This window comes from Devosia sp. A449 (genome assembly GCF_054489375.1).
The window spans coordinates 652,384-667,745 of the sequence record NZ_JBTMWU010000003.1; the positions used below are offsets into that span (position 1 = coordinate 652,384).

Here is a 15,362-nt window from a genome sequence, read left to right on the forward strand (position 1 = left end):
AGTTGCGCCCATGGCTGTCTGCGCTGCTGAAATTCAATGAGGTCTCGGACCTGGCCGATCGGGTGTTTGAATTCGGTTAGCGCGATCTAGAGCACTGGCGCGGGGACGCTCCAGGATTCTGCTGTGCTCTCCAGTTCCCCAGCAATCGAGAGGAACCTCTGCAGGTCCTTGATGTCGGAGTCCCGATGGGCCAGAACCGCCTGCATCAGCTCCAGCGGCACGCCGGCCGCGTCGCGCAACAGCACTGACATTCTTCGGCGCATTTTGGCATCGTGCTTGTTCCGCTGATCCCGATAGTCCGCCTCACTCCACGCCAGCTCCCGCGCGAGCTCGAACTAGTGCATGCTATTGCTCATGGTGTTTGTCTCCCAGCCGGTAGAACCGGCGCGTCGTCTGCACCCACCTCTCGCGTTGATTTCCGGCCAGCAGGCGGGTGGTCGCCATCAGGGTGCCATCCAGGAATTCGGGGTGGCCGGTGACGGTACCGATCAGCACCGGCGCCGGTGCTCGGGCGATTTCAATCATGTGCAGGCGCCAGTCCTGCAGCATAGGCGCATTGGCAAAATCGAACGGCGCCGGCCGCGGGACGCTAGTGATCTGATCAACAAAATCCTGTGCATCGACGGTCGCCTCGGGGGCATCGATCTCGCGAACCGCCACGATGGAGGTACCCATGCCGGCCGAACCGATGCGCCGGATGTATTCGTGACCACCATCAACGCCGAGTTTGCCGCATTGGCACCATTTGAAATTATGCCGATGCGTGCTCTCGATCTCATCACCACAATGCAGACAGCGGGCCGAATTTCTCAGGATGATCTCCAGCGGTCTCGTGGCCGGTTCTTGCCAAGACGCGATCCCACCCGATAATAGCGCGACACCGTCTGCACCGGGCCACCGGGCAGCGGTTCGATGGTCCAGTTCGAGAGCAGCGGGGGCTTGGCCCATTCGGCTTCACCGGGCAGGAATCCGGTCGCAATGCCGGCCGCTTGGCGCAACCCGGCTGCGGGATCATAGGTGTAGCCGCCGACCACCTTTGCCAGCTCGCCATGGGCACTATCGACGGAGAGCCTGCCGGGCGTGGAACCGGCCACGGCCAATGCGGCTAAAGCTGGGTCGCCCGCTGCCTGCAGCAGGATGCTGGTTTCAGTCGCGATGGTCATGATCGGCCTCGTTGAGAATATCCTCGATCGCCACGATGCCGATCTCGACCAGCGCCGACTCGATTAGCACCAGCCAGGGCCGGCCTCGGCCGACCGCCAGCACCGCGCGGACGTTGAGCAAATTGGGCTGCTCCTCGCACATGACAAGCGCCTCGTGTTCGGGTCCAGCGTCCACGGTGCGAATGCTGAGGCTCAAGGCATAATCCCAGGCATGCACGGCGTAGCGGATATGCTCGGCTCGCGACATCACGCCCTCCCCACCGGCGGGGCCGGTGGCTCGGCTCGCGACATCACGCCCTCCCCACCGGCGGGGCCGGTGCATCGGCAACGGCTTCGGGTTTGTCAGTGCCGAGGATCTCGGCCAGCCGATTGCCGGTGATAACCCGTTCGATCGAAAGAAATTCGGCCAGCTTGACGACATCCCCGCGGCGGCCGCTGACGATTTCCACGGCCTGGTTATAGAGCCGGCCGAGTTCGGCGCTGATTGCGCTCCAGAGCGAGCCCCCATCGTTCGGCCAGCTTCGTGGATCAATATTGCTTCCCGTGGTGAGGGAGCCGTAGAGACCAAGGTCCAACATGGCGGTGCGCAGCAGTTGGTTGACGTCCTCAAGATCGGATTCGGCACCGGCATGGGGGCCTTCCCCGAGGACCGCATCGGCGGCGCGGCCGCCCAGCATCATGATGCCCAGGCGTTCCATCCGGGCTCGTGTCATCAGGCCATCACCCGGCCGGATTTTGACCCAGCCCCCGACATCGCCGGCGCCAATGATGGAGATTTCGGCAACCGGCAGGCCCAGTGCGTGCGCAACGATGGCGTGGCCCGCTTCGTGCAGGGCCACGGCCCAGTCCGTCGCCGGTGAGCGGTTGCCCTGTGGGGCGATCAGCTCGACCAGATCGCGTAATTCCAGGGCGCGGCCGTCAGCCTCAGCCGCGGCGATAGCGGACTGGCACCAGCTATCCACCTTCGCCGGCGTCGCCAGCACCGACAGGCGCGCTAGCGTAGAAAGTCCATCGGCGCCGATCCTGCCGCCAAGGCAGGTGGCAAACATGGCCCGACGTTCAGTTTCGTTAGGCGGCAGCACGCTGACCTGCCGCTCTAACCGGCCGGGGCGGACCAGGGCGGCATCCAAATGGTCAAAATGATTGGTTGCTGCGAGCAGCAGGACAGGCCTGCCCGCCTTGCGGAGCCGGTCGATCTCGGTCAAGACAAAAGTAATAACCGGCGTCCACCATTGTGCGTCCGAGGGATCCATGGTTGCCCTGTTGGGCAAAGCATCGAGTTCATCGAGAAGACCGACAACAGGGCCCTTCGAAAGGGCGATCTCATCGAAGAACCGCCGCGCCGCTCGGATAACGCCTCCGAGATTGCCATCGGAAGTGGCGAACCACTCCCCTACCGATGTGAAAACAAAGGTCCACCCTGCCGAGCAGGCGAGCGAAGCTGCCACCGTAGTCTTGCCGGTCCCCGGCGGGCCTTCCAGGCAAGCGAAGCGCAGGGCAGAGGCATCGACCTTGCCTTCGGCTACCTGCTGGGTGACGCGCAGAGCCCCGAAGGCCCATTCCGAGACCACCTTGGTCATTGCCAGCTGTTCGAGCGGAATGACGGTATTGTCCTGGGGCGGTTCTTGGCGAAACAATGCCGCGCGCCGGAGGTTGGCGACACATTCGCGCCCCGTCAGACCCGGCCGAATTGCCGTGCTCAGATCGTCGAGCGTAAGACCCGCCACATCGGCCGGTGTCAGGCCACGGACGGTCTTGCCGGTGACGGCGCGAATGGTTTTGCGGATCACCGTCACATCGGGCGCCGGCACCGTGATGACGGCGTCGGCCCCGGCCAGTGCTTCAGGTACGAGCACCCGTTCCAAGTCCTGACTGATCAAAATGACGCTCTTACCACGATCGAGCTGGCTCAGCTCGCTGCGGCCTCTGGGTTCGAGCCGGCCACCGGTTTTGTGCGGCTCGGTATATGCTTCGACGGTCGGCGCCCGGTCCAGTCCGCCGAGATAGCGCTCCAGCAAGTGAGCGGTCGTCTCGTCGGCGGTGCGGATCAGGATGAGACGGGACGGCGCCTTCAGCAAACGGCGCAAACTGGGGGTGAGGACGGCATCCATCATGCAGCGGGCCAGCGCGGAGCTGGTCCGCTCGGTGGGCGGCACGGCTGTGCGTTCGGTGTTTGGGGGGCCGTCGTTGACATCCGGCGGGGCAGAGGAAAGAAGCGAACTAAAAGACATGAGTGATCTCCAGGCGACGGCCGGCGCCGCGCCACAGTCGAGGGGATGTGGGGTGGGTGAGACGATGGAGGAGCGGCTAAAACGCTGGAGCGCCCGCGTGATCATCCGCGTCAATCGGTTGCCAGGCCGCCAGGCCAAAGCGTTTGCTACGGGACACAAAATGGCCGACCGCACTACCCGAGGAAAACAAGATGTCATCCATGAGCATGTAACTGGAGCCATTCGCTGCTGGCTCGAGCAGTCCGGCGTGCAACCACGCCGACCGCTGGAATGAGGCGCTGGTCGTCGCGGAGGCGACGGTGTCGATCCGGACATCGGAACCGCGCAACAGCAGCCAGCTTCCGTCATCACGCTCGGCGGCGCGCGCGGTCAGGCCGCAATAGCTCAGTTCCATGACCCGGCCTTCGGGCAGTGCGTCACTGCGTCGTGGCGCCCCGAGCCGGCCCGGTTCACTCTTGGGGCCGACAAGATGCGCGCGCACCGCGCCACCGAGGAACATTAAGCCGGCCTGACGCAGCGCTAGCACCACCTGCGCCCCGAACAGGCTCAACTGGTCGTAACGATCTGGCGCGATGGCCGCCCCGGCGGGCACGTCATTGATCAGGTCAAAATCATCGTCGGCAGCCACTGAGGACCAAAGGATGCGCTCAAAAGCCTTGGCATCGTCGGTCGACAGCGCATCGTCATGGTCGGCAATGGCGATGATGCAATTCGGCGTGCCGCCCGGCATCTGGCGTCCGTCCATGATGCGGAAGCCGACTTCAGCGCCGTAGCCGACATAGACGTCCCGGCCACGCAGCAGGACATAGACCCCTGGGCGCTGCAGACAATCGACCCGCCCAAACGCGGTCCGCCGAGTGCCGGGCCCGACAATGATCCGGGGCCGTAACGGGCAGGTGGGCACCGCGTCGAGTTGGGAGGGCAGGGTGTCCGTTGCCAGCACGGTGACATTGGCCGGCAGCACGCCGAGGTCAGGGGCGGTCGGTGCGTCCGGTCGAGCCGTCGGATGGGCTGCGGGCGCAGCGGCCGGCGTACTCCCCCTGATCGACCGGTTGGTCTGACCGGCGCGGGCAACAATGGTGTTGGCATCAACAAAGCCGGTGGACAGCACCGCCAGCACCCTGGCGGTGACCAGCGCGAATACAGCGCCGACCGGGTCCGGATGACCGGGCAGCTCAGCTATGATGTCGCCGATGCTCGCCGTTCCGGTGACGTCGATCACCGACAGGATCTGCACCTGCATGGTGGGCGTCAGCAGCGGGTGTCCGAAAAGGCCGGAATGAACCGGATCGGGATCGCCCACAAAAGCGGTGTCGATGGAGGGGAAATTGATATTGCGCGCAGCCACAGGGCCGCTATTAGTGGCACTAGCCATCATCGTACTGCTCCTAACAGTATGTGTGCTGGTCAGGTCGGCAGGTGTGTTGCAAGCACCCTGTCGACCGCCTCAAATCCGAGGCGGCCCAACCAGCCGATGCCGGGATGGCACCGTTCTTCAAGCCTGCCGGATCCAAGTTGGAAAAGTCAAAGTCAAACGGCTGGTTTGGTTAATTTTCTATTAAGCCATATTCAACCCATTGGAATCCAAGGGTTTAGAGCCTCTGTTGTGCCGCTGGGTGGATTTGCTCAGCATGGTGCTGCTCGGTTCCGAAGCGCGTTTGGTCGTGGAGAAACGTTGGTTCCATGGTTGCCACGGCTCGTGGTTATCGCCACCACTGCGTGTAAGACAGGGAACACCACGACGACCGCTCGCGCCTACTGGGACGATGCACCGCCGTGGCGGCGACCGACGCGACGATGGAAGCCAAGGTGCTTAGCTGCCGTTGCTGTCCGCGGTTTCTGGTGACAGCTCCCGAAGGATCCGATCGCCGCCCGCCCGGATCGTCGCGCGATCTCGTTGCCGATCATAAGGTAGGTCGGCGCCCCGGCAGCATATGCCCGCGCAATGGCGCGATGTCCCTTTGATCGGAGTTGTTGGCGCTCCGGTCGATGCGGTCAAACAGCGACGTCATGGCCGGCGCCGCCGCTCCAGCCGTTGTAGGGCAATAAACCGATGATAGGCTCGGTCGCGCTCGGCCTTGTCGCCGGTGCCCTGCTGGTACATGTGATACCAGCGCAGATAGGCCCGCCCGCTGGGGCGCAACAATGCCATGAGATGCACCGCTATCCCTTGCAGCCACTCCCAGACCGAATGACGGGATGGGCCACCGAGGAGGAGATCAAACAGCGGTCGCGTGCCAAATCTATCGTCCAACCGCCAGCGCAGTGGTTGCTTGGTCATGTTCATGTTGCCACTCCGATTCTGGACGCAGGCTACCATGCTGGCGGGGTGCTGGTCGGCCGGCTTTGTGAGCGGCGCATATGGTGAGGTCAGGGTGATGACGACAATTTAGTTGCCGTTCCACTATGGTGAGTTCAGCTAGGAATTCGGCTCACTGTCACGCCAAGGATGACTCTAAGAGACTGATAATGCAACATTATCGGAAGTAAAAACATGCCGACAGGTGGGGCGGTTAGTAGCACATTTTCTGGCATGAAGCGCCGTCGTGGTGTAGCCTGTCGGCATGAAAACGCATGCTGATTTGCTTACTGCCGACCCGCTGCTGGTGCCGAAAGTGCCGGTGTGGGCGAGACCACGCGGTCTGGTTTTGCACGATGCCGATGCCGCCTATTCAGCCGGTGCGGCCTTGAATTCCTTGGATAATGTGGTGCGCCAAGACCCGGTCTGGGCCGGCGTCTGGCGCCAGCGGCTGGCCCTGCAGTGTGCCGTGGCGGCGGTGAATTTGACCGGTCGGCGCGAGGACGAATCCGCCCTGCGCGACAGCCACTATCTGCGCGGCGCCGGCGACGATCCCGGCCCCTCGGGTCACCTGTTGCTGGCCTGGCGTCGTTTGGCGACGCGAACCAGCAACTGCGACGCGGACTTTGTGCGCCCGGTCGCGGAACAGCAGTTTGGCCTGCCCTGGGATGAGGCGCTCGCCGAGGTGGTGGCCAATGCCGAGGCCATGCTGCTGTCAGCGCGACCGGCGCCCGTGCTGGCGGCCGAAATTGCCGCCGCCGTCTATCGGGCCCGACCTGACGCCGAGTTTTTGGGCTTCTGGCTGGCCGATATGCTCCTCGCCCAGAAGTTCAGATGGCCTGTTCCGGTGCCGCTGCTGATGGGGCAGGCGACATCAGCGGTGTTCAAAGCCGGGGACAACCGCCGGCGCATTCGGCCCGGTGGGGACGGCTGGGGCAGGGCGGTGTTTTTGGCTTACGCCACGGCGGCGGCAGAAGCCTGCGATCTCGGCGCCGATGTTTTGGCGCCGCGGGCGGCAACACTGATGAACATTGCGCCAAAACTGCGGGCCAAGGGGGCCGGTGACGTGGTGAAGCTGCTGCTGTCCGACGATGTGGTGCCAGGGTCGTGGTCGAGCGCCAAATTGTCGGCGCGTGGGGCGCGGCGGCTGTTTGATCGGTTGGGTGAACTCGGCGCGGTGCGCGAGGTTTCGGGCCGGTCGACGTTTCGGCTGTACGGGTTGTGAGGGCGGCGCAGATGGCCAAGCGCAAACGAGTAGAGGCCGAACCGGCGATTTACGATACCGAACTGGCCGAGATGCCGGCCGAGCGGCGTTGGCGAGAGTGGATGAACCGCATCGAGGCGGTGCTGTTTGCGGCGTCGAGACCGGTGGGGCGTGAGGCCTTGGCGCGGGTCGTCAGTCGCGACGCCAGCATTGAGCTGCTGATCGATGACATTCGCGAAGGGCTGCGCGGCAAACCCTATGAGGTCGTCAGCGTCGCCGGCGGCTGGGCGTTGCGCACGCGAATTGCCTATGCCGATGCCATCGCAGTCTCTGCTGCCGTGCCAGCCAAAACCATTGATCTGAGCCAGAATGAGGCCATGGTGCTGGTCTCGATCGCCTATCATCAGCCAGTCACGCGGGCAGGGGTGTCGGAAATCCTGGGGCGGGAGGTGTCACGCGATGTGGTCGGTTCCCTGCGGGACAAGAACATGATCACTGCGGGGCCGCGCAGCCCGACGGCTGGGGCGCCTTTCACCTACGTGACGACCAAGGGGTTTTTGGAGAATTTCGGGCTCGATACGCTGCGCGACCTTCCTGATCTTGAAGCGCTCGAAGATGCTGGCGTCCTGAACGACCGAACGCACGGAGCGGTAACAATGCCGATGGGAGAGAAAGTCGATAAGGACCACCACGGCGAAGAGGGTGTGGAGCAGTCATCTTGACGTGTGAATCGGCGTCGGGTTTGCATGCCGATCGGCACCCAAACCACGCGCCTATTCACAGTGGGATGGCTTCTTGTAAGCCACTCCACTGTGCACCTGCGCGTTTACGGCGTGCGGATACCGATTACTGCTTCGCTGCTGCCTTGACGGTTTGGGCCAGCAGGTCCTCGAAGGCGATTGTGGCGGGGCGGCGCATGTAGGTGACGATGTCACCGGCGATGAGCGGCGCGTACCAGCGTTCGGCGATGACGCTGGTGCCCTTGAGGATGCCGATGACGCACAGAATCTGTGCAGCGTTACAGTCCACGTCGTGGCCGATACCGCAAACGATCTCCAGCGTCAGATCGAAGTCGCCATCGCCGAACCAGAGCGCTACAACCTGTGCGGCCGCGTTCGGGTAGACGTGAATCCAGTTATACTCGATATATTCGGCGTCGCACTTGCCCCAGGCCGTCTGCCAATCTTGCGAAGTCCGGCAGGCATTGAGCGCAAATTCCAGCACTGCGCCGTATTCGGTGCGAGTCGAGAACAATGAGCAGGTCGAGACCAGCAGGTCGCGGGTGTCGGTGGCCGTATAGGCGCGTGCCGCGAGCACGGCGTTGAAGACTTCGCCCAGAATGCCATTGCCAGCTGCTGAAATCTGCGCATCCAGGTAGGCCAGGCGTGCGGCTTCACGGGCGCGGCCGGGTGCGACCATGCCACAAATCGTGCCGCGCATCTGGCCGCCAATCCACTCGTCGAATGGATTGTCCATTGACCCGCTCAGCGGCGGCAGGACGCCGCGGCGGATATTGGTCAGCGCAACTGCTTCCGCCGACCAGCCCAGGGGGATCATGCCGGTCCAGCGCTCGGCAATATCGGTGCTGGTGACCGCGTGGCCCTTTTCACCAAAGGCTTCCAAGAATGCCAGCTCAAACGTGATGTCGTCATTGTAGGTGTTAGGTTCACGTACATAGTCGCGGATCGGGCCGAACACCTCGGCAATGTTCTCGGCCGTATAGCCCTCGAGTGCGGTGCCGGCAGCAGCGCCTACGAACTGACCCAGCCAAGCCGCACGGGTCTGGTCGGCGAATGTGTCTCCATGCACGTCGACGGCCTCGTCGTCAGGCCAGACCGTATCCTTGTCCATCGCGTCCCAGTCGGCATAGCGCAGCGTCTTCTGCGAGGGATGCTCGGGGTCGGGCTTGGCATTCTGCATGATCACGCGCAGGCGCATGTCGATCATATAGAGCGTTTCGAAATCGCCAGCCTCAAGCGCGGCAAGGCCCTCAGCCAGCAGGTCCTGATAGGGCGCCAGCACATAGCCCTTGCTGACCATCGACTGCAGCGCACCGGCCATCAGGCATTCCGGCGCCGCCGAGCCGGGCACATTGCTCTTCCAGAACATGGCGACTGTCATGTCGCCGGCAGCCATGACAGCGCTGGCATCCCAGGTCTGCTCCTCCGCAGTGCGGACGACTGGCTTGGTGTTGCGCAGCAGGTCGCGCGTCAGTTCCCAGGCTTTCATAGAGGGTATTCCTTCGACGTTAGGAGTGGGTACGTGTCTTGGCCTGGCGGCGGGCTGCATAAACGGTCAGCACCAGCACCGGCACGAGGTAGGGGATCATCTGCATCAGCTCATTGGGCAGGCCCAGGGTCTGCATGGTGATCGCGGTGGTCTCGGCTATCCCGAGCACGGCGGCAGCGGCGAAGGTGCCCCAGGCGGTGCCCATGCCCATCACCTGGGCGGCAATGGCGATGAAGCCGCGTCCGGCAGTCATGTTCTGGGCAAACCAGCTGACATATCCCATCGACAGATAGGCGCCGGCTGCGCCGCCGAACATGCCTGACAGGGCGAGCGCCTGCAGCTGCGTGCGGTTGCGTGAAACGCCCGCCGTGGCTGCCGCTTTGTGGTCAGAGCCAACGGCCCGGATATGGAGGCCAAACGGGGTCCGCGCCAGCATGATTGATACCAGCGGTACCGCCAGAATGGCGACGTAGGTCAGCATATGGTGGCCTGATAGCAGCGGTCCCAGCACAGGCAGGTCACGCACTAGCGGGATGTGCAGATTGGGCAGCACGCCGCTTTTCAACGCGCCCGACATGCCCTTGTCGCCGGTGGCGAGGAACAGTCCCAGCGTCGTCGCCGAAGCCGCCGCCATGTTCAGGGCAATGCCCGTTATGATAAAATGCGTACCCAGACCATTGATCGCCAGCGCCATCAGGGCGCCGAGCATGCCACCACAGACGAGGGCGGCAAACAGCCCAATGAACGGTTGCCCGGTCCAGGCGCTGGCCAGCACGCCAACCAGCGCGCCGGACAGCATGATGCCCTCCATGCCGATGTTCAGCACCCCGGCGCGGTCCGAAATCAGGATGCCCAGCGCCGCCAGCAGCAGCGGCGTCATCACGCGCAGCACGGTTGCGAACAGCGCCGGATCGGAAATGTTGTTCCAGATCGCGTCGATCATGCTGCCTGCTCCTCGCCCTTGATGTCGCGGATGAGCCGCAGGAAAGCGGGGTGGCGGAAAATGGCCGTTGCGGTGACAGTCAGCATGATCGCGGCCGTCACGAGCCCCACCACTTCGCTTGGCACGTTCAAATTGCGCGCAAGGCTATCTCCGCCCACTTGGAGATAGGCCAGAAACAACGCCGCCGGGATGACGAGGAAAGGGTTTTCACGCGCCAGGATCGCCACGGTGATGCCGGTCCAGCCATGGCCGGGCAGGCTGGTCCAGGTGAAGCGGTTGTAGAGCCCCAGCACCTCGATGGCGCCCGCCATTCCAGCGACGAGCCCGCCGATAATCTGCGCTCGCATGACTAGCCCCGATGCGCTGAGGCCCAGATGCTGCGCCATGCCCGGACCTGCGCCAACGATGCGCACATTGAGTCCCGAGCGCGTGCCATAAAGCCAGATGCCGCCCAGGATGCAGGCGACAAAGGCGATGATGACACCGGTATGCAGGCGCGTGCCCTGCATCAGTCGCTCCAGCGTGAAATCGCCGGGCAGGCGATACGACGCCAGCGCCCCTGCATTGGGGTCGCGCAGGAAATAGTTGAGCACGAAGATGCCCGCATAGAGCAGGGCGAAGTTGAGCACTAACGAGTTGACCATCTCGGACGCGCCGAACTTGACGCGCAGATACCCCGGCACCACGCAAGCTATCGAGCCCACCAATGCGCCAACGGCGATGGCAGTTGGCGCGGCGATGAACCCGGTCAGCGGCAACAGCAGCGCTGCCGCCGCCGCGCTGACCCCGCCGACAAAGAAGCTGCCCTCGACACCGAGGTTGAAGCTGCCTGCACGGAAGATCAACGTCGCGGCAAGCCCGGTCAGCATGGTCGGCGTCGCCGCTTCGAGAATATTGCCGATATGACGCATCGAGCTGAATGGTCCCAGGATGAACAATTGCAACACTTGCATCGGCTCGGGCTGTAGCAGGGCCACCGGCACCAGAACGGCCATGATCACCATGGAGACGACGAGCGCGGTGAGCGCAAATTCGGTCAGACCGGCAAGGATGGAGCGAGTCATGCGGTAGTCTCCAGCCCGAGCATAAAGGGACCGAGCTTGGCCGGCGTCAGGTCAGCGCTATTGGGCAAGTCGGCGACCATCCGCCCGTTGAACAGCACGATGACACGATCAGCTAGCCGCAATAATTCGTCGAGATCAGCGGTGATCAGCAACACGGCGGCACCCTCGCGCGCCGCCATGTCGATCCGGCCATGCAGGAACGCCGCCGAAGCGACGTCGATGCCGCGCGTTGGCTGGTCGGCGATCAAGAATTTTGGCGTTCCGTCCAGCTCGCGCGCCGCGATCAGCTTCTGCGCATTGCCGCCGGAGAGGGAGTCGAGGCGCTCCCCGATGCCGCGCGCGCGCACCGAATAATCGGCGACCATGTCGCGCACTTTCTGGCGAATGCTGCGGCGGCGCAGGAATGGGCCCCATTGCAAGCGCACATCGCCATCAGTGCCGGCAATGGCGTTGTCGACCAAGGTCATGCCTGGCGTGCCGCCCTGAGTGAAGCGGTCAGCCGGCAGATAGGCCAGTCCCGCCTGGCGCCAATTTGCAGCCGACGCCTTGCCCATCTCGGTTCCGGCAAAGCTCACGCTGCCCGAGGACGGGCGCAATAGGCCGCTCAGTACTGCGGCCAGCCCGCGCTGGCCGCTGCCATCCACCCCGGCGATCCCGATAATCTCGTCGCCCTGAATGGTAAAGCTGAGGTCGCTGATCCGGTCCGCCGGGTCGTGTGTCTCTGTAGAGAGGTTGGACACCCTGAGCAACACCGGCGCCTCTGGAGCCATGCGCTGGCGGCGCGGCACATCCACGTCGCGGCCCATCACCATGCGCGTGATTTCGGCGTCGCTGACCTCGGAAAGCGCGGTCGAACCGACGACCTGCCCGGCGCGCAGTACAGTCACGGTGTCGGCCAAAGCGCGCACTTCGTGCAGCTTATGGGAAATGAACAAGATGGTGATGCCGGTGTCGCGCAGGTCGCGCAAGCGGCGGAACAGTTCCTCGATCTCTGGCGGCGACAGCACAGCCGTCGGTTCGTCCAGGATCAGCAGGCGTGTCTGGCGCGACAGCGCCTTGAGGATTTCCACCTTCTGCTGCGCCGCGATCGAGAGCGTCTCGACGCGTGCGTCTGGATCGACAGCCAGATCGTAACGCTTGCTCAGCGCCAATACCTGCTCGCGCGCTCGTGCTCGGTCAGTGAAAATGGCCTTGGTGGGCTCATGGCCCAGGATGATATTCTCGGTAACGGTCAGGATAGGCACCAGCGAGAAGTGCTGATGCACCATGCCGATGCCGTGCTTGCCGGCAAAATCCGGTGCCGCCGCTGCGACGGCACCGTCGATCATGATCTGCCCGGTGCTCTGATTTTCCAGCCCAAACAGGATTTTCATCAGCGTGGACTTGCCTGCGCCGTTCTCGCCACAGATGGCGTGGATTGATCCCTTGGCGATGTCAAACGTGGCTTCAGCCAAGGCCACGGTGCCGTTCGGATAGGTCTTGCCGACCTGCCGAAAGGCCACGATTGGGGGAGCGTTTTCCATCTGTGGCGCTAACTCGGCTTATGGACGAACGCTGTCGCGCAGGGTGTTGAGCGCTGCCGTGTCCATGCCGAAGCCGGTGGGGACCACAATTGCGCCCGATGCGATGCCGGCCTTGGCAGCTTCGATGGCGGCCAGGGTTTCGGGCGACGCCAGCTTTGCCATATTGCCGGTTTCCACCAGGCCCACGGCGTTTTCGGCCAGACCCACATTTTCAGCCGTGCCGAAGGGGAGCTTGCCTTCGCGGTAGAGCTCATAGGCGCGCACCAGGCTCACATCGACATTCTTGAGCACCGAGCTCATGACGCGGCTCGCCAGTTCAGGATCGCTCTCGGCAAAGATCGATTCCTGATCGGAGTCGACGCCCAGCACATACTGATTGGTTTCCTTGGCGGCGGACACCTGACCCAGACCGGCCTGCGAAGCGGCAATGAAGCCGATGCCAACACCGGCGCGATACTGCGCCAGCCCCAGCTCCTTGCCCTTGGCCGCGTCGGTGAACGAGCCGGCGTAGGCGACCGAAACTTTGACGTCCGGGTTGAACGACTGCGCACCAGCCACATAGCCGACGAGGAAGTCATTGATGACGGGAATGTCCATGCCGCCGAGGAACCCAAGGTGCTTGCCGGTGCCTTCGGGCAGGCCCGACTGCAGCAGACCTGCAGCAAGAATGCCGCCGAGATAGGAGGCTTCGTTCTGCTTGTACTGGATCGAATAAACGTTGGAATAGGCACCGCCATCATAGGGGAGGCTGGCATCGAACAGGATATATTGTTTGTCCGGATACTGCTCGGCCACATCGCCCAGCGTTTCCGACAGAGCGAAGGTGCCACCGATGATCAGGTCCCAGTCCTGCTCTGACACTTCGAGCAGAGCTGGCTCCCAGCCAGTCGAATCGTCACCAATTTCCAGCACGCGCGTTTCCACGTCGTCGCCATAGGTCTGCTTGATCGTCTCGAGGCCGCGATTGGCCGAGTCGAAGAACGACTTGTCGCCCAGTGCGCCATTGATCAGCAGCAAGATCTTGTCCTGCGCTACGGCGCCTGCTGTGCTGGCCGCGATCAGCGTTGCAACGCTGACGAAACCAAGCAGTGCGCGACGCGCCCTTTTGTTGATTGAAGCCTTTGGCACGATTGTTCCTCCCTCTGGATATGAACTGCAAATCCATGACCGCCCTGTCACAAGGCATTTAATCGTGTAAACTATACATCCAACGCTCTGTGTGGAGTCAAGAGGGTTGCAATGTGCGCGCTGGTTTGTTGGTGAGGAATCGGCGCTAAATAGTACCCATGGGCGAATACAAAATGTCTGAGCGCAAAACGCCAACCATCAAGGATGTGGCTAAAGCTGCGGGCGTGTCGTCCGCAACCGTCTCCTATGTTCTCAATAATCTGAACAAGGTGACGCCTGAAGTTGATGCTTTGGTACGCAAGGCCGTTGCCGATATTGGGTATTCCCGCAACAATGCTGCTCGTGCCCTCAAGACAGGGCGCAATCAGGTTATCGGTTGCATCCTGCCGAATTTGAGTAGCCCGGTTTTTCCTGAAATCGCCCATGCCGTTCAGGTGCGCGCCGAGGCATTGGGCTATGCAACTTTGGTCATAGACTCGGGAAATGAGCCGATGCGCACGCTGCGAGCGGTGCAGACTTTGCGTCAGCATGGCGTGGACGGGGCAGTCGCCATGCTGCATCCCAGTTTCAACCCAAAGTCCCCACCGATCTTTCCGATGGTCTCGCTCGATATGGCTTTTCCGTCGCTCGACAGCATCCAGGCCGACCACTTCGCCGGTGGCCGCCTGATGGCCGAACACGCGATTGCGTTAGGCCACGGGCGCATTGGCATGCTCTCCGGCTATCAGGAGGTCAGCAGTAACCGCGAACGCCGCGAGGGCTTCATGTCGGTCGCCCGGGGACGGCTCGATATTATCTGGGAGGTGGAAGTAGACCTGCTGCCCCAGTTGCGCCCGGAGGCGGTGATTGCGATCGGGCGGCGCGAGGTGACCGTGATCGTCTGCGTCAACGATCTGGTCGCCATTGCCGCCCTCAGCGTACTTAAAACTCTCAATCTGCGCGTGCCAGGAGACGTTTCCGTCGTTGGCTTCGACGACATGCAGTGGAGCAGTTGGCCACTGATTGACCTTTCAACCGTGCGCCAGCCTCTCGGCCTTCTAGGGGCACAGGCGGTCGACTTGCTCATCAACCGATTAAAATTTCCAACGGCTCCGGCGGAGGATCGCGTGCTGCCGGTTTCCCTCATAAAGCGCGGAAGTACAGCGCCGTTGGTGCCACCTGCAATTCGGCGCCATCGCGCGACCCCTCCTGATGTATAGGCTTCAATGGCTTAGCGTGCCGATCGGCACCCAAGCCCCACGCCGATTAACAAACAGCGGTCACATCGGTCATTTCAGGTCTCCATTGAGCCAGCGAAACGCGACCCCACCACTGAGGTTCCGAGAGGAGGCTCTGCCGCTGCGTCCCAAGGCGCCGCCAGGCAGGTATCAGCCCATTCAGGCCATCGACCGCAATGGACGTGCTTTGCAGCAAGCTCTTCAGGCCGCAATCAACGGCGCTCGAAATGCCCGCGCCAAGGCTCGCGCTAATTCCTCAGATCCATATGGCTTGCGCAAAGTGACCTCGTCGCGATATCCGTCGACAAGGCCTGCGGTCCCATACCCCGTAGCGAACATAAAAGAAATGCCACGCCCACGC

15 protein-coding genes and 1 pseudogene are annotated in these 15,362 nt (G+C 62.8%); 3 read left to right on the forward strand and 13 right to left on the reverse strand.

What is annotated here, in order from left to right:
* Window positions 1–86: 86 nt before the first annotated feature.
* The 8 genes and pseudogenes from ACX3OW_RS12415 to ACX3OW_RS12450 all read right to left on the reverse strand — a co-directional run bounded on the left by ACX3OW_RS12415 (window position 87) and on the right by ACX3OW_RS12450 (window position 5,681).
* Window positions 87–263 carry a hypothetical protein gene (locus ACX3OW_RS12415; protein WP_459096075.1) on the reverse strand — a complete coding sequence of 59 codons (177 nt, stop codon included), beginning with the start codon at window positions 261–263 and terminating at the stop codon, window positions 87–89.
* Window positions 264–345: 82 nt separating this feature from the next.
* Window positions 346–675: a DUF6634 family protein gene (locus ACX3OW_RS12420; RefSeq protein ID WP_459096109.1), complete on the reverse strand. Its 330-nt coding sequence runs from the start codon at window positions 673–675 to the stop codon at window positions 346–348.
* Window positions 676–741: 66 nt separating this feature from the next.
* A pseudogene (locus ACX3OW_RS12425) lies at window positions 742–858 on the reverse strand (DUF7695 domain-containing protein); the annotation flags it as partial.
* Window positions 810–1,163 (reverse strand): hypothetical protein, encoded by a 354-nt coding sequence (locus ACX3OW_RS12430; RefSeq protein WP_459096076.1) that lies wholly within the window; start codon window positions 1,161–1,163, stop codon window positions 810–812. The pseudogene ACX3OW_RS12425 and the gene ACX3OW_RS12430, both read right to left, overlap by 49 nt.
* On the reverse strand, window positions 1,147–1,410 hold the full coding sequence (locus ACX3OW_RS12435) for a hypothetical protein (protein ID WP_459096077.1): 264 nt from the start codon (window positions 1,408–1,410) through the stop codon (window positions 1,147–1,149). Before ACX3OW_RS12435 ends, ACX3OW_RS12430 begins: the two co-directional genes overlap by 17 nt.
* A 43-nt stretch (window positions 1,411–1,453) precedes the next feature.
* Window positions 1,454–3,394 (reverse strand): AAA family ATPase, encoded by a 1,941-nt coding sequence (locus ACX3OW_RS12440; protein WP_459096078.1) that lies wholly within the window; start codon window positions 3,392–3,394, stop codon window positions 1,454–1,456.
* Window positions 3,395–3,470: 76 nt separating this feature from the next.
* The gene (locus ACX3OW_RS12445) at window positions 3,471–4,769 is read right to left on the reverse strand and encodes a hypothetical protein (protein WP_459096079.1); all 1,299 of its coding nucleotides are present in this window, start codon (window positions 4,767–4,769) and stop codon (window positions 3,471–3,473) included.
* 633 nt (window positions 4,770–5,402) lie between these two features.
* A complete protein-coding gene (locus ACX3OW_RS12450; RefSeq protein ID WP_459096080.1) occupies window positions 5,403–5,681 on the reverse strand; it encodes a hypothetical protein in 279 nt (92 codons plus the stop codon).
* A 277-nt stretch (window positions 5,682–5,958) separates the two neighbouring features.
* On the opposite strand from ACX3OW_RS12450, the gene ACX3OW_RS12455 reads away from it, so the two are divergent.
* Together ACX3OW_RS12455 and scpB are read left to right on the forward strand one after the other, a co-directional pair.
* Window positions 5,959–6,918 carry a DUF1403 family protein gene (locus ACX3OW_RS12455; RefSeq protein ID WP_459096081.1) on the forward strand — a complete coding sequence of 320 codons (960 nt, stop codon included), beginning with the start codon at window positions 5,959–5,961 and terminating at the stop codon, window positions 6,916–6,918.
* Between the two features lie 11 nt (window positions 6,919–6,929).
* Window positions 6,930–7,619, forward strand: coding sequence for an SMC-Scp complex subunit ScpB (scpB, locus tag ACX3OW_RS12460; protein WP_459096082.1), 690 nt, complete (start codon window positions 6,930–6,932; stop codon window positions 7,617–7,619).
* 124 nt (window positions 7,620–7,743) lie between these two features.
* Here the strand turns inward: scpB and ACX3OW_RS12465 are convergent, their stop codons facing one another.
* Genes ACX3OW_RS12465 through ACX3OW_RS12485 form a run of 5 tightly spaced genes read right to left on the reverse strand, consistent with a single transcriptional unit; the run spans window position 7,744 to window position 13,769 of the window.
* Entirely contained in the window at window positions 7,744–9,126 is a 1,383-nt protein-coding gene (locus ACX3OW_RS12465) for an ADP-ribosylglycohydrolase family protein (RefSeq protein WP_459096083.1), read from the reverse strand.
* Window positions 9,127–9,145: 19 nt separating this feature from the next.
* The gene (locus ACX3OW_RS12470; RefSeq protein ID WP_459096110.1) at window positions 9,146–10,066 is read right to left on the reverse strand and encodes an ABC transporter permease; all 921 of its coding nucleotides are present in this window, start codon (window positions 10,064–10,066) and stop codon (window positions 9,146–9,148) included.
* Window positions 10,066–11,133: an ABC transporter permease gene (locus ACX3OW_RS12475; protein WP_459096084.1), complete on the reverse strand. Its 1,068-nt coding sequence runs from the start codon at window positions 11,131–11,133 to the stop codon at window positions 10,066–10,068. The genes ACX3OW_RS12470 and ACX3OW_RS12475 overlap by 1 nt, the downstream gene beginning before the upstream one ends.
* Window positions 11,130–12,656: an ABC transporter ATP-binding protein gene (locus ACX3OW_RS12480; RefSeq protein ID WP_459096085.1), complete on the reverse strand. Its 1,527-nt coding sequence runs from the start codon at window positions 12,654–12,656 to the stop codon at window positions 11,130–11,132. Before ACX3OW_RS12480 ends, ACX3OW_RS12475 begins: the two co-directional genes overlap by 4 nt.
* 18 nt (window positions 12,657–12,674) lie before the next feature.
* Entirely contained in the window at window positions 12,675–13,769 is a 1,095-nt protein-coding gene (locus tag ACX3OW_RS12485; RefSeq protein WP_459096111.1) for a BMP family ABC transporter substrate-binding protein, read from the reverse strand.
* 188 nt (window positions 13,770–13,957) lie between these two features.
* Here ACX3OW_RS12485 and ACX3OW_RS12490 point away from each other — a divergent pair, with 188 nt between their 5' ends.
* On the forward strand, window positions 13,958–14,983 hold the full coding sequence (locus ACX3OW_RS12490; RefSeq protein WP_459096086.1) for a LacI family DNA-binding transcriptional regulator: 1,026 nt from the start codon (window positions 13,958–13,960) through the stop codon (window positions 14,981–14,983).
* Window positions 14,984–15,362: the final 379 nt, after the last annotated feature.

What these genes read in the sequence shown, in the direction of transcription:
- ACX3OW_RS12440 (WP_459096078.1), bottom strand. Translation starts at nt 3,394, where the DNA reads ATGTCTTTTAGTTCGCTTCTTTCCTCTGCCCCGCCGGATGTCAACGAC.
- ACX3OW_RS12430 (WP_459096076.1), bottom strand. Translation starts at nt 1,163, where the DNA reads ATGACCATCGCGACTGAAACCAGCATCCTGCTGCAGGCAGCGGGCGAC.
- ACX3OW_RS12415 (WP_459096075.1), bottom strand. Translation starts at nt 263, where the DNA reads ATGCGCCGAAGAATGTCAGTGCTGTTGCGCGACGCGGCCGGCGTGCCG.
- ACX3OW_RS12475 (WP_459096084.1), bottom strand. Translation starts at nt 11,133, where the DNA reads ATGACTCGCTCCATCCTTGCCGGTCTGACCGAATTTGCGCTCACCGCG.
- ACX3OW_RS12490 (WP_459096086.1), top strand. Translation starts at nt 13,958, where the DNA reads ATGTCTGAGCGCAAAACGCCAACCATCAAGGATGTGGCTAAAGCTGCG.
- ACX3OW_RS12445 (WP_459096079.1), bottom strand. Translation starts at nt 4,769, where the DNA reads ATGGCTAGTGCCACTAATAGCGGCCCTGTGGCTGCGCGCAATATCAAT.
- ACX3OW_RS12480 (WP_459096085.1), bottom strand. Translation starts at nt 12,656, where the DNA reads ATGGAAAACGCTCCCCCAATCGTGGCCTTTCGGCAGGTCGGCAAGACC.
- ACX3OW_RS12455 (WP_459096081.1), top strand. Translation starts at nt 5,959, where the DNA reads ATGAAAACGCATGCTGATTTGCTTACTGCCGACCCGCTGCTGGTGCCG.
- ACX3OW_RS12450 (WP_459096080.1), bottom strand. Translation starts at nt 5,681, where the DNA reads ATGAACATGACCAAGCAACCACTGCGCTGGCGGTTGGACGATAGATTT.
- scpB (WP_459096082.1), top strand. Translation starts at nt 6,930, where the DNA reads ATGGCCAAGCGCAAACGAGTAGAGGCCGAACCGGCGATTTACGATACC.
- ACX3OW_RS12465 (WP_459096083.1), bottom strand. Translation starts at nt 9,126, where the DNA reads ATGAAAGCCTGGGAACTGACGCGCGACCTGCTGCGCAACACCAAGCCA.
- ACX3OW_RS12420 (WP_459096109.1), bottom strand. Translation starts at nt 675, where the DNA reads ATGGGTACCTCCATCGTGGCGGTTCGCGAGATCGATGCCCCCGAGGCG.
- ACX3OW_RS12435 (WP_459096077.1), bottom strand. Translation starts at nt 1,410, where the DNA reads ATGTCGCGAGCCGAGCATATCCGCTACGCCGTGCATGCCTGGGATTAT.